A 16400-nucleotide genomic window follows, 5' to 3' on the forward strand; every position below is an offset into this window, starting at 1 on the left:
CCAGCGTCTCGCCATCTAACAGGTTATGTTAGCGGTATCTAGATTAACGTTTATATGAACCGCGCGTCCTGAACAGGACATCACATCCCTCGACCTGCTGGCCGTCCCATGTCACTGAATGCGCATTATAGTTGATCAGCACTTCGTGCGACTGCGTCTCGCGCCGCCGCAGCCCTTTGGGCATCGGATGGAGCGCCAGATCCGTTTTCTGGGCCGCCATGGCTATGACGCGATCCCAAAGGGCCTCATCGGGGAACCCCGCCAAATACCAAAGACCGGCACCGCCATGCAACGCCGCAGTGCCATCTACGAAAGAAAGCAATTTTTGCGCGGAGCCTGACAAGCGCTCAACCCAATGTTCCGCAGCACCACCCCCTTCGACAATACGGGTTGCGCCGGGTGGCAAAGTTTCGATCAGATCGACATGGCTGCTGAGGCCATCAAGACCTGGGCGCCCCGAATCAGGGATCTGAAAATCTTCGGTGATTGCCCCGCTGCGCGGTCCCAGAACGGCAAGATCACATCCTTGTAGTAGCCTTTGTTCAAGATCGCCTAGGGCAGCCAGGCCCGGTGCTAGGATCAGATTATAGTGCTCCTTGCCGACCTCGTTCTGAGGCACGAAATCCACCGACAACCCAGCGCGCCGCAACGCGCGGTAGGCAGAGAATACGAGCCGGAAATAATCGAACCCCGCGCCCTGAGGCTGCGTTGTCCAGGCCCAGTCAGATGCATAATCGAAGACGATCGCAACCTGCGCATGGATAGGCTGAACCGTGCCTATCGCGGCCAGATCATCGGCGGTCTGACGCGCCTCGGCCAAACCGGGTGCTTCGTCGCCATGCGGGGTAAGTAGACCGGCATGCATCTGTTCCTGCCCGAACGGTGCTTGCCGCCAGCGGAAATAGCTGACCACTTCGGCCCCATGGGCCACCGCCTCAAGCGACCAGAGACGCACCATGCCGGGCAGGGGTGCCGGGTTGTAGGGGGCCCAGTTCACTGGACCGGGTTGCTGTTCCATGATCCACCAACGGCCTCGACCGACGGCGCGGTATAGGTCGTGGTGAAAGGCCTGCATGTCCGGATCACCCTGCTGCAGAAATGCAGTCTTGTGCGGCTCGTCCACTTCCAACCTATCCGACAGGAAGCCAATCGGATAGCTGTCCCACGTCGCGATGTCCAAATCCCTGCCTACATCGAAATGATCGAATTCCAGCACACGCCCCATGTAATTGTGCAGCAATGGTTGATCCGTTAGCGGCCGCAGCGCATCGACCTGGGCCTTGTTGAACGCCATCACTTGATCCGAACTGAACCTGCGAAACGCCAAGACGTGTGCCGGGTTGGGCTCGGTCACGGTCTGGTTCGGCAGCTCGATCTGATCAAAGCTGTTATATTCCATCGACCAGAACACATTTCCCCAGGCATCGTTCAACGCGTCGATCGAGTTGTATCGGTTCGCCAGCCAGCGGTGAAAAGCATACAGCGCCGCAGCACTATAGCTGAGCGTCGTATCGTGACAGCCATATTCGTTATCGATTTGCCAAGCAGCGATATGCGGGTTGCGGCCATAGCGCTGACCCATGATCTTCGTGATCCGCTTGCATTCGTCGATATAGCCGGTGTGACTAAAGCAATAATGTCTGCGTGAGCCGAACTTGCGTAGATTGCCATCAGCATCCACAGCCAGCATGCCGGGATGCTTGTCCAGCATCCATCGCGGAGGTGTTGCCGTCGGGGTGCCCAGCACAATCTTCAGCCCAGCCGCACCCAAGGTTTCAATCGCGCGATCCAACCAGTCGAATTGCAGGTCTCCAGCAGTGGGTTCCATTCGGCTCCAGGCGAATTCGCCGATCCTGACCCATTTCAAGCCAGTCTCGACCATGCGCGCGGCGTCCTGAGCCCAGTTCTCTTCGGGCCAGTGTTCAGGGTAATAGCAAACGCCAAGTTCCGGCTTCATAGTGTAACTCTGTGTTCAGCTTGACCTTGCGCCACATTTGGCGCGGTGAGTGTCATGCCATTCGTCGGCGTTCTTGCAAGGGTGTCCGCGTCCAGCCCTTGGCGGGCGGTGGTGCAGAACAGTGTAGTCAGGTTATCACCACCAAAACTCGGGCACGAAGTGTGTTTGGCATCGAAGACGACAGCTTTCAGGAACTGACCGCTGGGCGTATAGGCTGCGACCCGGCTGGCACCCCATTGGGCGATCCAGATGTTTCCGGAGCGATCAACCACAGCGCCGTCCGGGTTCAGATCTTCGCTGCGCAGGTCAAGGAAGACCGCCGCTTTGCCTATGGGCCAGCCTGTCTGCGCGTCCAGTTCCCAACGCATGACCAGCTTGGTGGCGGTATCGCTGTAATAGGCGCAGGATTGGTCCGGCGCAAAGCAGATTGCATTTGAGATGGTGATATCTCGGACCAATGGCCGTAGCTCGCCATTCCAATAGCGATAGATCGAACCTGCGCCTACTTCTGCCTGTTTGCCCATGGTGCCAATCCAGAACCCGCCCCAAGGATCGGCGCGCCCATCATTGGATCGAGTCACCGGATTGTCGACCTCAAGCGGGGCGATCAAATCTTTGGCTCGACTCTCAAGCCCAAATCGCCACAGGCCGGTTTCCGACGCGATCAGCAAAGTGTCACGGTCTACCCATCCTGCGGCTGAGACATGTTCATCGAACGCCCAGCTACGCGCTTGTTCATTTTCTCGCGTCATCAGTCGTTTGCCGATGATATCGAACCAGAAAAGCTGTTGCTGTTCAGGGTGCCACAATGGCCCCTCGCCCAATTCGCAGGGGCGGTCGTCATAGACCTGACTCATCCAACGGCCTCATCATAGGCAGCAACGATTTGCCGGGCACGGTTTGCTATTTCTCCAACTGACATTCCGGGCTTATAGAGCGCAGATCCAATTCCGAAGCCGTCGGCGCTGGCCTCGATCCAGGCTCCAAAGTTCTCGGGGCCCGCACCGCCCACCGCAAAGACCTGAGCACCCGGCGGCAAAACAGGGCGTAGCGCAGCCAACCCTGCAAGACCGGCAAGCGAACCGGGGAAAAGTTTTAACCCTGTAGCCCCAGCCTGGAGCGCTGCGAAGGCCTCGGTCGGCGTGAACACACCCGGCCAGCTTTGCAGCCCAAGCGCGACAGAGCGTTGGATTACGGACACATCGCAATTCGGCGAAACGATCAATCTACCTCCGACATCAGCAATCGCGTCAACTTGATCAGGGGTTAATACAGTGCCTGCTCCGATAAGCGCGCGGTCCCCGATCTCCGAGGCGAGAACTCGGATACTTTCCAGCGGATCGGGAGAATTCAGCGGAACCTCAATCCGGTCTATGCCCGCTTCCAACAGGGTGTGACCGACCGGTAGCGCCTCGTCAGGGTTCAGCCCACGCAGGATGGCGATGATGGGGCGGCTCATGCGGTTTGCCTCGTTAATGTTCGGGCCTGCGACAGACCCGCAAGTGTTGCGATTGTGGCGTCTGCGGTTTCGACCATGGCACCTTGTTGCTGCAGGGCGGTCGCGTAGGCCTTGGTCAGACTTTCCGAGCCGATGATCGCCAATTGTTGGCCCAGCCAATAGGGCCGCGATGCGGCAAGCTCGGCGCCAATCAGGAACCCTGAAAGACGGGCGCGCGCAACGCTCTTGCTTTGACCGTGCAGCAAATCAGCAGCCCGTAGCCCGAATAGGCGCGCTGCCAGCTGCTCGGGTTTCGACAGCATGTCGGCAACCGCTTCGGTAAAACTCACGTCGTCCCAGCCCTCGTCAATTGAATGCTGCAGAACGGATTGCCCGCGCAGCAGATCAAACAACTCGCCGGTCATGAAGGTTCGGAAACTGACCACCTCTCCGGCACTGATCTGGGCCCATTTTGTATGCGTCCCGGGTAGGCAAATCACACCGTCCCAATTCTGATGCGTGCTGAGGAACCCCGCAATCTGCGTCTCTTCCCCGCGCATCACATCGGGGGGGCTGTTCTGTCTCAGCCCAGGAACGACGAAGGCCCGAATACGCGGATCGGTGTTTGGAACGCGAAAGGGTACGACCGGAATAGGCTCGGATGGAACCGCAGAATACGGGGCCTCGACCCAACCCTGTCGTGCCCCAACCATTCCGCAGGCGATCACATCTACCGGTTGCCCGGGCAGCCAATCTTCGATCAAAGCTAGCAGGGCTGCCTGAAAACCTCCGCCGGCTGTGCGGGACATACCATCTGACGACGCGGCCTGTGCCAAAACGCTATCACCTTGCATGGCCCATGCCCGCAGATGAGATGTTCCCCAGTCAACAGCGATCCACTCGACATTCATAGCGTCACCCCGTTCCTACCACGCCGCCGTCAACCACCATGCACTGCCCGGTCATTGCACGGCTTGCGCTTGAAGCCAGAAACAGGGTTGGTGCGATCATGTCTTCGGGCGTCAGATGCTCTTTCAGGCTCTGGCGATCCATATGCGCAGCCAGATCTTCGGGTGTGGCCCACATGTCCAGCTGTTTCTGTGTCAGAACCCATCCCGGTGCCAGCGCGTTGACGCGAATTTTATGTGGCCCAAGTTCACGCGCCAACGAGCGTGTCATGCCGGTGATTGCCGCATTTGAACTTGTATAGATTGGATAACCTGCGTTCCCCATCAGGTAACTGATCGAACTGAAATTGATGATCGAACCGCCTTTGTCCTTCATCTGTCGCGCGGCTTCCTGACAGGCAAAATAGTAGGCCTTTAGGTTGACTTCGATCATCCAGTCCCAGAACTCGGTTGTAGTTTCTTCAAGTGAGTGCCGCTTGTCATTCGCGGCGTTGTTGACCAGCACTTTAATCGAGCCATGGGCTTCAGCTGCTTTGGCCATGGTGGCGTGCAACAGCTCGGTATCAGTCATGTCACCCTGTAGGAACAAGGGGGCGCGGCCGTGCTTGTCACGCATCTGTTCGACAAATTCACCGGCATCTGACCGACCGATAAAGGCAACTTTAGCCCCTTGGGCCATGAACCCGTCAGTCAACGCTGCACCAACGCCCGAACCGCCGCCGGTGATATAAACAGAGGCTCCGTTGAGGTCTTGAAATGTAGCAGGTTGATCCATCAGTGGCTCTCTCTCGTCACTAGGCGCGTGTCTTTGCCCACAAGGAAATCAAGGTCCGCGCCGCGATCAGCCTGCAACACGTGGTCGATATAAAGCTTCGCATACCCGCGCGAGTAATGCGGATCGTCCGGTTGCCACAGGGCGCGGCGGGCGTCCAGTTCCTTTTCGTCGACCAGCAGCTGCAGCTCGCCCTTGTTGGCGGACACGCGAATACGGTCACCGGTTTTGACCAACGCCAACGTACCACCGGCCTGAGCCTCAGGGCTGACATGCAGGATAACTGTCCCGAATGCAGTACCAGACATACGCGCGTCCGAGATCCGGATCATGTCGCGTACGCCGTCTTTGACCAGCTTGGCCGGGATCGGCATGTTCCCAACCTCGGGCATCCCTGGATAGCCCTTGGGCCCACAACCTTTGAGGACCAGAATGGTCTCAGGTGTAACTGGTAGGTCGTCGCGGTCGATATTGGCTTTCAGATCTTCGATGCTTTCAAAAACGTATGCTTCGGCCTCGGTTTCCAGCAGTGCATCTGTGGCCGCCGAAGGCTTCACGATTGCCCCGTTGGGCGCAAGATTGCCGCGCAGAACCCGCAGGCCTGCGGCGGGTTTTACCGGATCGTCAAATGGGCGGATGACGTCTGTGTTGAAACACTCAGCCCCTTCACAGTGGGCCGAGATGTCCTTGTTCAGAACTGTTCTTGCCGGGCGCAGGAAAGGTTTGAGTTCGCTCAGAACCACTGGCACACCGCCTGCATAACAGAAATCCTCCATCAGGTATTTGCCAGAAGGCATGCAATTGACCAGCAGGGGGATTTCCGATCCGATTTCAAAGTCTTTCAACGTCAAGTCGACACCCACGCGACCTGCAAGTGCCAACAGGTGGACCACTGCGTTTGTCGATCCTCCGACGGCCGCATTGGCGAGGATGGCATTCTCAAACGCCTCCCTGGTCAGGATATCTGATGGCTTGAGGTCCTCGTCCACCATCTCGACAATGCGCTTGCCGGTCAGATGCGCCAGTGCCATGCGGCGGGCATCAACGGCAGGTAGGGCGGCGTTGGTGGGCAGCGACATGCCCATCGCCTCAACCAATGAGGCCATGGTACTAGCGGTGCCCATAGTCATGCACACACCCGCGCTACGCGACATGCCTGATTCAGCGTTCATGAAATCCTGAAGTGTCATTTCTCCGGCACGAACAGCCTCGGAAAACTTCCAGACATCGGTGCCCGAGCCGATATCCTGACCCCGGTATTTGCCGTTCAGCATCGGGCCAGAGCTAACCACGATGGACGGCAAATCGACCGAGGCTGCGCCCATCAGCTGCCCCGGGGTGGTCTTGTCGCATCCACCCAGCAGGACAACGCCGTCGATACCATAGGCGCGGATCGATTCCTCGACATCCATCGCCAGCAGGTTGCGAAACAGCATGGCGGTGGGTTTCATCTGGGTCTCGCCCAGCGACATAACGGGGAATTCCACTGGAAAGCCGCCTGCCTCCCACACGCCCCGTTTCACGCCTTCGGCCAGATCACGAAGGCCCGAATTGCAGGGCGTCAGTTCCGACCATGTGTTACAGATGCCGATGATGGCGCGCCCGTCAAAAGCGTGATCCGGAAAGCCCTGGTTTTTCATCCAGGACCGGTGAATGAACCCGTCCTTATCGAGTTTTCCGTACCAATGCTGTGAACGGCGTTTCTTGGTCATTATTGGCTCTGTCTGTCTGGCGTTGGAATTGAGTGTTTTTTGAGAAGACGAAGATCAAGCTGCGCGGGCAGGACGGCACCAATCTGGCAGCCAATCGCCATGGGCAGAAAGCAGATCGGTGACGAGGCTGCGAATTTGGCGCAGATCCAGCTCGGCCGCAGTATGGGGATCCATCATTGCGGCGTGATAGATGTATTCGGGGTTTTCTTCGGTCAGCGCGCGAACCGTTAGCTCTTGTACGTTGATCTGGGTCCGCATCAACGCAATCAGTTGTGGCGGGATATCCGTGACCACGGAAGGTTGGACGCCATTCGAGTCAACCAGACACGGCGTTTCAACCGCTGCACCTAGGGGTAGTTGCGGAATCTGACCCGTATTTGGCAGGTTGCCGTAAGCTGTGTACGGCGTGTCTGTCACGATTGCGTTCATAAGGTCGGCGGCGAATTCATGGCTTCGGGTTACTTCGATGTTCCGACCATCTGTCAGGGTCTTGGCCTGTTCCTTCCAATTGGCCACCTGCTCGACACAGCGGGTCGGGTATTCGTCCAGCGGTATGCTGAACTGTTCGATCAGGTCATTGCGACCGTCTTTGATGAACCAAGGAACGTATTCTGCAAAATGCTCGGAACTTTCGGTGCAGAAGTATCCAAGATGGTCCATCACTTCGTACCGGACTTTGTTTGGACAGCGCGGCATTAGCAGCGGAGGCTTGGGTAAATGCCCGGCGCGATAGCCCTGACGCAAAGCCGGATACAGATCGCGGCCTTCATGCTCGAGCTTGAGGAAGAACGCGACGTGATTGATGCCGGCAACTTTGTAGCGAAAGTCCGCCTTGGGCAGGTCTAGATCATGCGCCAGTTCTTCGACCGTGTTCTGGACAGAATGGCACAGGCCGACATGTTTCAGATTAGGGAAGCGCTCAGCCAGAGACCAGGTGTTGATGGCCATCGGATTCACGTATTGCAGCAGCGTTGCGTTGGGGCACAACTGCATCATGTCCTGCGCGACGCCCCACAGAACGGGCACAGTGCGCAGGCCGCGCATAATGCCACCAACACCCAGCGTATCGGCGATAGTCTGACGCAGGCCATATTGTTTTGGGATTTCAAAATCTGTCACCGTGCAAGGCTCATACCCGCCAACCTGAAAGGCAGTGATCACGAAATCTGCGCCGTCCAGCGCCGCGCGACGATCCGTGTGGGTTGAGACGGTTGCACCCGTGCCGACTGAGCGGATCATGGCCTTGGCCACAGCTTCGCTTTCGGCCAAGCGCACCGGATCGATATCCATCAGCGCAAAGTGGCTGTCTGCAAGGGCAGGGGTGAGCAGGGCGTCGCCCACGATGTTCTGCATGAAGATCGTGGAACCTGCACCTACAAAGGTGATCTTGGTCATGAGGTAAACCTCTGGTTTGACGTTATTTTACGGCACCGAGGGTCAGGCCCGCGATGAAGTGTTTCTGCATCAGGAAGAACATGGCAACCGGCGGCAGGGCTGCCACTATAGAACCGGCACTCATCAACTGATAAGCAGCGCGAAATTGCGCGTTAAAGCTGGTGATCCCGGCTGTCACGGGCTGGCTTTCGGCCCCTTGGGTCAGGACAACAGCCCAGAAATAGTCGTTCCAGATGAAGGTGAAAATCAGGACACTGAGTGCGGCGATGGCCGGTTTCATCAGTGGTAGAACGACGTACCAGAAGATTCGCCATTCGCTAATGCCCTCGACCCGTGCGGCCTCGATCAGTTCGAATGGCAGGGCGCGGATGAAGTTGCGCATGAAGAGCGTGCAGAACCCGGTCTGGAAGGCGATGTGGAATAACACAAGCCCTGTTTTAGTGTTGTAAAGGCCCAACTCCAGCGTGAGATCGCGCACAGGGACCATCAGGATCTGGAAGGGTACGAAATTGCCCGCCACAAACATGAAGAAGATCCAGAGGTTCGATTTGAATTTGTAGATCCCCAGCGCGAAGCCTGTCATGCAACTGAGTGCAACGGCCCCGATTACCGTTGGTACGGTGATCAGGAACGAGTTCATCAAGTAACGTGGCATATCCGAATTGAAAAAGACCTGACCATAGTTGAACGCGCCCTCAAAACTGGACGGCATCCCCCAGTAATTCGCATTGGTGAAGTCTGCGGCAGGTTTGACCGAGAAAAGCGCGACCGCCAAAAGGGGCCCCAGCCATAGTAGCAGTGCCAGAGGCAACATCGCCTGATAGGTGATCTGCGCTGCGCGGGGTTGTTTTTCGATCGGTTTGGGAAACATCTCAGTGCCCCCTTTCTTCGCGGTACATCGACCACAGGAAGTAGGCGATGAAGCAGAGCATAATCAGGAACAGGATCACAGCGATAGCTGCGCCATATCCCATGCGGAAGCCGTATTCGGACAGCGCGACCTCGAACATGTAGTAGGCCAGCACGCGGGACGAGCCAAAAGGACCGCCCTGTGTCATGATCGAGATCAGGTCAAAGCTGCGCAGCGCGCCGATGATTGTCACAACGAATGCGATGAAGGTTGCCGGGCGCAGCTGCGGCAGAATAATGTGCCACAGCATTCGCCCACCTTTTGCGCCGTCCAGACGCCCGGCTTCGATCTGTTCGGGGTCGACCGCGTTCAGGCCGGTGAGGTAGAGGATCATGCAATAGGCCGTTTGTGGCCATAGACCTGCGAAGATGATGCCATAGGTTACGAAGCGCTCATCCCCCAGCACGTTCAGTGGACCGAGGCCAAAGAGGCTTAGGAATTCGTTTAGAAGGCCAAAGGTTGGATCGTAGAACCATGTGAATACTAGCCCAACGACGACCTGAGAGATGACGAAGGGAAAGAAGAACAAAGACTTGTAGAGGCGGATGCCCCAGACCGTCTGGTTCAGGAACAGTGCAATAAACAAGCCTGCAGGGATTGCGGCCAGATACAGGATCAGCCAGATCAGGTTGTTCTTGAGCGAGATGTAGAAAGCGTCGCGGTCCACCCATTCCCAATACAGATCTTCATAGTTGCGAAAGCCGACATATTCAGCTGCACCTAAACCGTCCCATTCATAAAGAGACAGATTGAAAGACTGAAAGACCGGGATGATCACATAGACCATGAAGAACAACAGACCCGGAGCCAAAAACAGCCAGGGCGCGATGCGCTGTTGGTTTCTGTGGAACCAGCTTTCTTGCTCGGGGGCGTCAACGGCAGCGGTCATGGGCATCTCGGATCTGGTGGGTGAAGGCGGGCTGAAGCCCGCCCTACTATTGTGCAAGGTGTAGGCCGGGCTTCAGCCCGACCCTGGACAAGATTTAGTTGTCGTAGATGCGCTCGCGCGCACGTTCCAGCTTGGCCAGAATCTTGTCAGCGTTGTCCGGCTTGACCATGAATTCCTGGAAGCCTTCCATCGACACTTTTGCCATTTCCGCTGGTGCGTCGCGGTCCCAGAACTGTGCAACACCGCCGGGGCTGTTAGACGATAGCATGACAAAGCCCTGCTGCAGGAACTTGTCGTCGTCCACTGCGGATTGCGCGTTCACAGGCAACTGGCCGAGGTTTGCACCGTTGTTGATTTCGGTCTGTTCGTCCGCAGAGACTGCGAAACGCAGGAACTCACGCGCGGCTTCCTTGTTCGAGGCATTGGCCGGGATATGGAACGTATCGGTCGGCGCGTCTTCGGCCAGTTCAACATCGGGGTTGATGGCGACAAACTGATAGAAGTCCAACTGATCGTCGGTCAGGCCTGCTTCACGCAGCGGAGCCACAGCGAAGTTACCCATCAGATAGGCGGCGGCCTCACCGTTGACCATAAAGGGCAGGGCTTCTTGCCAGCTATAGGTCTGGTGGTTGTCAATGAATGCGCCCATGTCGATCAGCTGTTTCCAGTTGGCGAAGGTCTGCTTAACCCGGTCGTCTTCCCAGCTGATCTCGCCATTTGCGAGTTGATTGTGGAAGTCGAACCCGTTGGTGCGCATGTTCAGGTAGTCAAACCAGCCACCTGCTGTCCACAGGAACTTGGTGCCGATGGTATAACAGGCGCGTCCGGAATCGACGATCTTCTGGCAATTGGCCAGTTCTTCTTCCCAAGTGGTCGGCTCGGTCAGACCCAGCTCATCAAAGATGTCTTTGCGGTAATAAACGCCCCATTGATAATAGGTGTACGGAACGCCCCACTGTTTGCCATCAATGGTCATCGCACCTTTGGTCGACGCCAGATTGTCGGCGATTTCAGGTTCAGCCCACAGGTCCGAGACGTCTTCGAAAAGACCCGCTTCAACATAAGGCTTCATCCGGTTGGCTGCATACCAGGTGGCAACGTCTGGCGTGTCAGCCGTCAGGAAGTTGCGAATCTGGGTCTTGTAGGCCTCACGGTCGATCACGGTGGTTTCGATTTCCAGACCGGGATGTTCGGCCGCGAATCGCTCGATCATCGCTTCCATCGTCGCGCGCGGCGCCGGGTTGGACGTATCGAGGAAGATTCGCAGCTCGCCGGTCAGCTCTGCCGCGACGGGCGCAGCAAGTGCCACACTGGCAGCCAAAGCAGCCGCTGTGCGCTTGAACATGGAATGCATAGTTTCCTCCCTTAAGCTTCCATATTGGTCTCAAATATTGAAACCTTGTTTTATATATTGAAAACTACACATCGACTCGGCTACTCTTGTCAAGACCCTCGTGCCCAAAGCCGAGGGAAAGTGGAGGAGAACAGGCACCCGTGGCAGGTGACGGAACAATAGGAAAAGCATGTGACGTGCTGGAACAAGTCGCGGCCTTCGAACGCCCGGTGCGGTTCGGGGAATTGCTGGAACGCAGTGAATTTCCCAAGGCGACGCTATACCGTTTTCTGCAGTCGCTAACCAATCAGGGCATGCTGCATTACGAACCGGAACGGCAGACTTATTCGCCAGGTATGCGATTGGTGCGACTGGCGCATTCGGCATGGACGCATAGCTCATTAGCTCCAATTGCGCGGCCTTTCCTGGACGCTCTCAGCGCCGAGACAGGGGAGACCGTGCACTTGGCGCAACTTGATTCCGGGCAGGTGCTTTATGTGGATAAGCGCAACGCGCAACGACCAATTGAGATGTATTCTGAGGCCGGCAAGGTCGGCCCGGCCTATTGCACAGGCGTTGGCAAAGCGATGATGGCCTATTTGGACGAGGCACAGTTGGAAAAGACGATCTCGCAACAAAGCTTTCATCGGTTCACTGACAAGACCTTGGCCTCGGAAAAGGCATTGCGGGCTGATCTCGTTAAGATCCGCAGCCGTGGTTACGCAGTTGATGATGAAGAGCATGAGCCCGGCATCATCTGCATTGCCTGTCCGATTCTGACTAACGGGGGCCGCATGTTGGGGGCCCTTTCGGTGACAGGATCGACTGGGCGAATGGATTTCGAGCAATTGCAATCTTGGGTGCCGCGCGTCCGGCGCGTCGCTGAACAGATCGGCACAGAAGCACAGGCGTGGCGGTTCCCCGAGGGCCAACAGAATAGGATGCAAGCAACATGACAGGTGTAACCCTGAAAGGCGCGATCAAACGGTATGGCCAGACGCAGGTCATTCACGGGATTGATCTGCAGATTGAAGATGGTGAGTTTTGCGTGTTCGTGGGCCCCTCGGGCTGCGGTAAGTCGACGCTGTTGAGGATGATCGCGGGTTTGGAAGAAACCTCGGACGGGGAAATCCATATCGGCGCACGTGAAGTCACGCATGTGGATCCTGCCAAACGCGGAGTGGCGATGGTTTTTCAAACCTATGCGCTCTATCCCCATATGACCGTGGCCGAGAACATGGGATTTGGTCTGCGGATGAACGGTGTTGCCAAGGCCGAGATCGATCAGAAGGTTCAGGAAGCGTCAAATATTCTGAAGCTCGACCAATATCTGAAACGCAAACCCAAAGCGTTGTCCGGCGGTCAGCGTCAGCGGGTCGCGATCGGGCGTGCCATTGTGCGCGGCCCCGAGGTGTTCCTGTTCGACGAACCGCTCTCGAATCTGGATGCAGAACTTCGCGTGGAAATGCGGGTTGAAATTGCGCGGCTTCATCAGGAAATCGGCGCGACGATGATCTATGTTACGCACGATCAGGTTGAGGCGATGACCATGGCCGACAAGATTGTGGTATTGCGCGACGGTCGGATTGAGCAAGTGGGAGCCCCTATGGACCTGTATCGCGACCCCGATAATAAGTTCGTGGCGGGTTTCATCGGGTCTCCTGCAATGAACTTCCTTGAGTGCGATATCGTGGACGGCATGGTGCGGCACCCTGCACTTACTGATGATGTCCCGGTCACCGAGAGCGTTCCCAAAGGAGCGACGAAAGTAACATTGGGTATTCGCCCCGAGCATATTCAGGTGGATCGAAACGGTGATACCTGCACAGTTGATCTGACCGAAGCGCTCGGTGGTGTTTCATATTCTTATCTGCTGACGCCAAATGGCGATAAGCTGATTGTGGAAGAACGGGAAGACCAACGCAGTACGACCGGTGACCGCATCGGGCTTTCGGTTCGTCCTGAGCGTGCGATGCTGTTCGATCCCGAGACGGGTCAGCGGCTGCGATAGGGCTTGCCAGACCGGATCTGTTTTGCATGACTGCGCATTATCCATCGGCTTTCCGGAGGCTTTATGCGCAGTTCCAAAACCATCCATGTGATCTCGGCCCATGCTGAAGGCGAAGTGGGCGACGTTATCGTCGGCGGCGTCGCTCCGCCTCCGGGAGAGACGGTATGGGACCAAAGGACCTTTATCGCTGAAGACCAGACATTGCGGGATTTCATGCTGAATGAACCTCGCGGCGGTGTCTTTCGCCATGTGAATCTTCTGGTTCCACCAAAAAAAACCGAGGCCGATGCAGCGTTCATCATCATGGAACCGGAAGACACGCCACCGATGTCAGGCTCCAACTCGATTTGTGTCTCAACGGTTCTGTTGGACAGTGGCATTCTTCCGATGCACGAGCCTGAAACCCATCTGACATTGGAAGCCCCAGGAGGGTTGATCCGCGTCCGCGCCGAATGCCGAAATGGCAAGGCCGAACGTATCTTTGTGCATAATGTGCCAAGTTTCGTCGACAAGCTGGATGCCCGGATCGAGGTTGAGGGCATCGGGACGTTGCGCGTGGATACCGCGTTTGGTGGCGACAGTTTTGCAATTGTAGATGCCGCCGATCTGGGTTTCGAGCTTACCCCTGATGAAGGGGCTGATCTTGCAAGGACTGGCGCGCGTATCACCGATGCCGCCAATGAGCAGCTTGGCTTCGATCACCCTACTAAAGACTGGAGCCACATTTCGTTCTGCCAGATTGCAGGCCCGCTCGATCGTCAGGGCGATATTCTCATCGGACGTAATACTGTCGCCATCAAACCGGGTAAGCTGGATCGTTCACCTTGTGGCACCGGTGCTTCAGCCCGGATGGCGGTTTTGCTGGCCAAGGGAGAAATGACGATGACCGATCGCTACCACGCGCGTTCAGTCATCAACAGTGAATTTCGCTGCCGTATCGTAGAGCGGCATGATCTGAACGGCCGCGTGGCGATCACCCCGGAAATCTCGGGGCGAGGCTGGATTACGGGTACGCACCAGCACATGCTGGACCCCGATGACCCATGGCCTGGCGGCTATCGCCTAAGCGACACTTGGGGGGCATAAGCCGGGGCCAAATTCGACCCCGTACTTTTCTTAGGTTTCAGCCTTCGAGACTGAACATCAATCGTGCGGTCACCGGTACGGTGCGGGTGATGCTGGGTAGTTGTGCCAACTCCATCAGCTTGTCTACGCCTGCCGAAACGCCCGCATCCTCGGTGCTGATGAACACCATGTCGTTGGTTGAAACCATGACGGTATCTTCGGCCACACGCAGGACAAACATATCGGTGTAGAATTCCACCTCGGTCCCCGCCAGAGCCAGCTTCGCATCCACCTCAATCGTGTTACTGGCCCCCACATCCAGCTTCGACACTTGGTCCATATCAATATTCGCGCTCAATGTCGCGGTCGCGGCCTTGCGAAACACATACTCGATCATCCTTTCGTTACGGATGTCGATATTCGTTTCGACCGACGACAGATCGATATCGATATTAACCTTGCCATCTTCGCTGACATGACCCGAAAGGTTGGTGAAAGAATTGACCTCTCCAACATCATCGATCTTGACCGTTCCATAAGCCAGATGAGACGCATCCGGGTTTAGTGTCCAATCTGCAGCCAGACTCGGGCCTGCAATAATAGCCGACGCAATCGTGATTGTTTTGAACAGAAGTTTCATTTCTTTCCTCCAGGATCTATGACAGTTCTGACCAAGCGGGCCCGGTCCCATGTCAAAGCAAACACACACAGGTCGCGTTTTATTCGATGAGTGTTGAGATGAGCACCGAACAAGCCGTGCGCGGCGCGATCCAGACCCACTCGAAACGGGTCTGGCGGTTTGGGCTGGCTTTGTCGGGTGCGTCGGACGTTGCGGATGATCTGTTGCAGGCGACGGCATTGCGTGCGTTGGAGAAGCACCACCAGGTCACCTCGTATGAACGGCTGGACAGTTGGCTGATGACGATCTGCCGTTCAATCTGGCTGAACGAGATACGGGCGCGATCCGTAAGAAAGGCGCAGGCGCTTTCAGTCACGCCCGAGGCGGAATTAGTCGCGACAGGGCCTGATTCAGAAACGAATATTTTCGCCGCTCAGGTGTTTACTCAAGTGATGCAGCTGCCAGAGGCGCAACGTGAAACGGTGATGCTTGTGTTTGTCGAAGGCTACAGCTACCGCGAAGCTGCGGATATGCTGGACGTACCCATCGGCACAATCATGAGCCGGCTTTCCAATGCCCGGCAGAAACTGAAGACCGTTATGCAGCACGATGCGGCTAACACCGTGCAACGGAGTGGCAAATGAAGTTTTCCGACGAAACACTTCTGGCCTATCTGGAAGGCAGCCTCGATGAGGCCGAAGCCCGCGCCATCGAAGACGCGGTGGCCGAGGATTCTGCACTCGAACACCGTCTCATGGCGCTCGACCCATTTGCCCAGGTTGTGCAGCAGGCTTTTGAAGGCATTCCAACTGAGGCGCCTTCGATCGATCTGCCCATTCCGAGCGCTCAACAATCCAATGCCGGACCGCTCCGTTTGCTGACGGTCGCAGCCTCAGTTGCTGTTATTGCTGCGTCTGCAACATTCTGGGCCACGCGACCACAGGCATTGGGCTGGGCGGAGCAGGCTGCGATCTATCAATCGCTTTATTCACCGGACACGATTGCCGATCTGGACAATTCTCAGCAAACCCTGGACGCGCAGTTTGTTCAGGCCGAGGCTCAGTTGGGTCGTTCACTGAACCGGGACGTGTTGGAAAATCTGCCGGGCCTTGATTTGAAACGAGCTCAGGTGCTGTCGTTCAAAGGTAAACCCTTGGTGCAGGTGGTCTTTGCTGACGCCCAGGGCAATCCGGTGGCGTTTTGTGTGATCCGGCAAGGCGCGGGAGCACCGGTCAAGGATGTGAACCTTGCGGTGCTCAGTGGTCTTGCGACAGCGACATGGGCGAATGATGGCTACGGCTATATGCTGTTGGGTGGAGATGCGCAAACAGACCTGAGTGGAGAACTAAGTGTTTTGACCGAGGCGTTCTCAGGCTGAGCGACAAGAATCC

16 protein-coding genes are annotated in these 16400 nt (G+C 56.7%); 5 read left to right on the plus strand and 11 right to left on the minus strand.

Features of this window, described 5'->3' with window-relative positions:
* Nucleotides 1-43: 43 nt before the first annotated feature.
* The 10 genes from ACRZ96_RS08565 to ACRZ96_RS08610 all read right to left on the minus strand — a co-directional run bounded on the left by ACRZ96_RS08565 (nucleotide 44) and on the right by ACRZ96_RS08610 (nucleotide 11335).
* Nucleotides 44-1957, minus strand: a complete 1914-nt coding sequence (locus tag ACRZ96_RS08565; protein WP_480706237.1) for a beta-galactosidase — start codon at nucleotides 1955-1957, stop codon at nucleotides 44-46.
* On the minus strand, nucleotides 1954-2814 hold the full coding sequence (locus ACRZ96_RS08570) for an SMP-30/gluconolactonase/LRE family protein (protein WP_480814396.1): 861 nt from the start codon (nucleotides 2812-2814) through the stop codon (nucleotides 1954-1956). The genes ACRZ96_RS08565 and ACRZ96_RS08570 overlap by 4 nt, the downstream gene beginning before the upstream one ends.
* A complete protein-coding gene (locus ACRZ96_RS08575; protein WP_480706233.1) occupies nucleotides 2811-3416 on the minus strand; it encodes a 2-dehydro-3-deoxy-6-phosphogalactonate aldolase in 606 nt (201 codons plus the stop codon). Before ACRZ96_RS08575 ends, ACRZ96_RS08570 begins: the two co-directional genes overlap by 4 nt.
* Complete coding sequence (locus ACRZ96_RS08580; RefSeq protein ID WP_480771797.1) at nucleotides 3413-4306, minus strand: 2-dehydro-3-deoxygalactonokinase; 894 nt, start codon at nucleotides 4304-4306, stop codon at nucleotides 3413-3415. Before ACRZ96_RS08580 ends, ACRZ96_RS08575 begins: the two co-directional genes overlap by 4 nt.
* A 4-nt stretch (nucleotides 4307-4310) precedes the next feature.
* The gene (locus ACRZ96_RS08585; RefSeq protein WP_170511963.1) at nucleotides 4311-5078 is read right to left on the minus strand and encodes an SDR family oxidoreductase; all 768 of its coding nucleotides are present in this window, start codon (nucleotides 5076-5078) and stop codon (nucleotides 4311-4313) included.
* Complete coding sequence (locus tag ACRZ96_RS08590; protein WP_480706229.1) at nucleotides 5078-6787, minus strand: IlvD/Edd family dehydratase; 1710 nt, start codon at nucleotides 6785-6787, stop codon at nucleotides 5078-5080. Before ACRZ96_RS08590 ends, ACRZ96_RS08585 begins: the two co-directional genes overlap by 1 nt.
* A gap of 54 nt (nucleotides 6788-6841) precedes the next feature.
* Nucleotides 6842-8182, minus strand: a complete 1341-nt coding sequence (melA, locus tag ACRZ96_RS08595; RefSeq protein WP_170663509.1) for an alpha-glucosidase/alpha-galactosidase — start codon at nucleotides 8180-8182, stop codon at nucleotides 6842-6844.
* Between the two features lie 22 nt (nucleotides 8183-8204).
* Complete coding sequence (locus ACRZ96_RS08600; RefSeq protein WP_170394442.1) at nucleotides 8205-9053, minus strand: carbohydrate ABC transporter permease; 849 nt, start codon at nucleotides 9051-9053, stop codon at nucleotides 8205-8207.
* A gap of 1 nt (nucleotide 9054) precedes the next feature.
* Nucleotides 9055-9981 (minus strand): carbohydrate ABC transporter permease, encoded by a 927-nt coding sequence (locus ACRZ96_RS08605; RefSeq protein WP_170394445.1) that lies wholly within the window; start codon nucleotides 9979-9981, stop codon nucleotides 9055-9057.
* Between the two features lie 94 nt (nucleotides 9982-10075).
* The gene (locus tag ACRZ96_RS08610; RefSeq protein ID WP_170394448.1) at nucleotides 10076-11335 is read right to left on the minus strand and encodes an ABC transporter substrate-binding protein; all 1260 of its coding nucleotides are present in this window, start codon (nucleotides 11333-11335) and stop codon (nucleotides 10076-10078) included.
* A 140-nt stretch (nucleotides 11336-11475) separates the two neighbouring features.
* On the opposite strand from ACRZ96_RS08610, the gene ACRZ96_RS08615 reads away from it, so the two are divergent.
* From ACRZ96_RS08615 to ACRZ96_RS08625, 3 genes are all read left to right on the plus strand, one after another.
* On the plus strand, nucleotides 11476-12270 hold the full coding sequence (locus tag ACRZ96_RS08615) for an IclR family transcriptional regulator (RefSeq protein WP_170394450.1): 795 nt from the start codon (nucleotides 11476-11478) through the stop codon (nucleotides 12268-12270).
* A complete protein-coding gene (locus ACRZ96_RS08620; RefSeq protein ID WP_170394453.1) occupies nucleotides 12267-13325 on the plus strand; it encodes a sn-glycerol-3-phosphate ABC transporter ATP-binding protein UgpC in 1059 nt (352 codons plus the stop codon). Before ACRZ96_RS08615 ends, ACRZ96_RS08620 begins: the two co-directional genes overlap by 4 nt.
* A gap of 63 nt (nucleotides 13326-13388) precedes the next feature.
* Complete coding sequence (locus tag ACRZ96_RS08625; RefSeq protein WP_170422843.1) at nucleotides 13389-14411, plus strand: trans-3-hydroxy-L-proline dehydratase; 1023 nt, start codon at nucleotides 13389-13391, stop codon at nucleotides 14409-14411.
* A 37-nt stretch (nucleotides 14412-14448) separates the two neighbouring features.
* On the opposite strand, the gene ACRZ96_RS08630 is transcribed toward ACRZ96_RS08625, so the two are convergent.
* Nucleotides 14449-15030: a YceI family protein gene (locus tag ACRZ96_RS08630; RefSeq protein ID WP_480814397.1), complete on the minus strand. Its 582-nt coding sequence runs from the start codon at nucleotides 15028-15030 to the stop codon at nucleotides 14449-14451.
* Between the two features lie 98 nt (nucleotides 15031-15128).
* Here ACRZ96_RS08630 and ACRZ96_RS08635 point away from each other — a divergent pair, with 98 nt between their 5' ends.
* Together ACRZ96_RS08635 and ACRZ96_RS08640 are read left to right on the plus strand one after the other, a co-directional pair.
* Nucleotides 15129-15653 (plus strand): RNA polymerase sigma factor, encoded by a 525-nt coding sequence (locus ACRZ96_RS08635; protein WP_480814398.1) that lies wholly within the window; start codon nucleotides 15129-15131, stop codon nucleotides 15651-15653.
* Nucleotides 15650-16387, plus strand: coding sequence for an anti-sigma factor (locus tag ACRZ96_RS08640; RefSeq protein WP_223118477.1), 738 nt, complete (start codon nucleotides 15650-15652; stop codon nucleotides 16385-16387). Before ACRZ96_RS08635 ends, ACRZ96_RS08640 begins: the two co-directional genes overlap by 4 nt.
* The last annotated feature ends 13 nt before the right edge of the window (nucleotides 16388-16400 follow it).

It is taken from the genome of Ruegeria sp. CF1 (genome assembly GCF_056537445.1).

What these genes read in the sequence shown, in the direction of transcription:
- ACRZ96_RS08565 (WP_480706237.1), bottom strand. Translation starts at nt 1,957, where the DNA reads ATGAAGCCGGAACTTGGCGTTTGCTATTACCCTGAACACTGGCCCGAA.
- ACRZ96_RS08570 (WP_480814396.1), bottom strand. Translation starts at nt 2,814, where the DNA reads ATGAGTCAGGTCTATGACGACCGCCCCTGCGAATTGGGCGAGGGGCCA.
- ACRZ96_RS08590 (WP_480706229.1), bottom strand. Translation starts at nt 6,787, where the DNA reads ATGACCAAGAAACGCCGTTCACAGCATTGGTACGGAAAACTCGATAAG.
- ACRZ96_RS08620 (WP_170394453.1), top strand. Translation starts at nt 12,267, where the DNA reads ATGACAGGTGTAACCCTGAAAGGCGCGATCAAACGGTATGGCCAGACG.
- ACRZ96_RS08575 (WP_480706233.1), bottom strand. Translation starts at nt 3,416, where the DNA reads ATGAGCCGCCCCATCATCGCCATCCTGCGTGGGCTGAACCCTGACGAG.
- ACRZ96_RS08580 (WP_480771797.1), bottom strand. Translation starts at nt 4,306, where the DNA reads ATGAATGTCGAGTGGATCGCTGTTGACTGGGGAACATCTCATCTGCGG.
- ACRZ96_RS08605 (WP_170394445.1), bottom strand. Translation starts at nt 9,981, where the DNA reads ATGACCGCTGCCGTTGACGCCCCCGAGCAAGAAAGCTGGTTCCACAGA.
- ACRZ96_RS08630 (WP_480814397.1), bottom strand. Translation starts at nt 15,030, where the DNA reads ATGAAACTTCTGTTCAAAACAATCACGATTGCGTCGGCTATTATTGCA.
- ACRZ96_RS08625 (WP_170422843.1), top strand. Translation starts at nt 13,389, where the DNA reads ATGCGCAGTTCCAAAACCATCCATGTGATCTCGGCCCATGCTGAAGGC.
- ACRZ96_RS08640 (WP_223118477.1), top strand. Translation starts at nt 15,650, where the DNA reads ATGAAGTTTTCCGACGAAACACTTCTGGCCTATCTGGAAGGCAGCCTC.
- ACRZ96_RS08585 (WP_170511963.1), bottom strand. Translation starts at nt 5,078, where the DNA reads ATGGATCAACCTGCTACATTTCAAGACCTCAACGGAGCCTCTGTTTAT.
- ACRZ96_RS08635 (WP_480814398.1), top strand. Translation starts at nt 15,129, where the DNA reads ATGAGCACCGAACAAGCCGTGCGCGGCGCGATCCAGACCCACTCGAAA.
- ACRZ96_RS08600 (WP_170394442.1), bottom strand. Translation starts at nt 9,053, where the DNA reads ATGTTTCCCAAACCGATCGAAAAACAACCCCGCGCAGCGCAGATCACC.
- melA (WP_170663509.1), bottom strand. Translation starts at nt 8,182, where the DNA reads ATGACCAAGATCACCTTTGTAGGTGCAGGTTCCACGATCTTCATGCAG.
- ACRZ96_RS08610 (WP_170394448.1), bottom strand. Translation starts at nt 11,335, where the DNA reads ATGCATTCCATGTTCAAGCGCACAGCGGCTGCTTTGGCTGCCAGTGTG.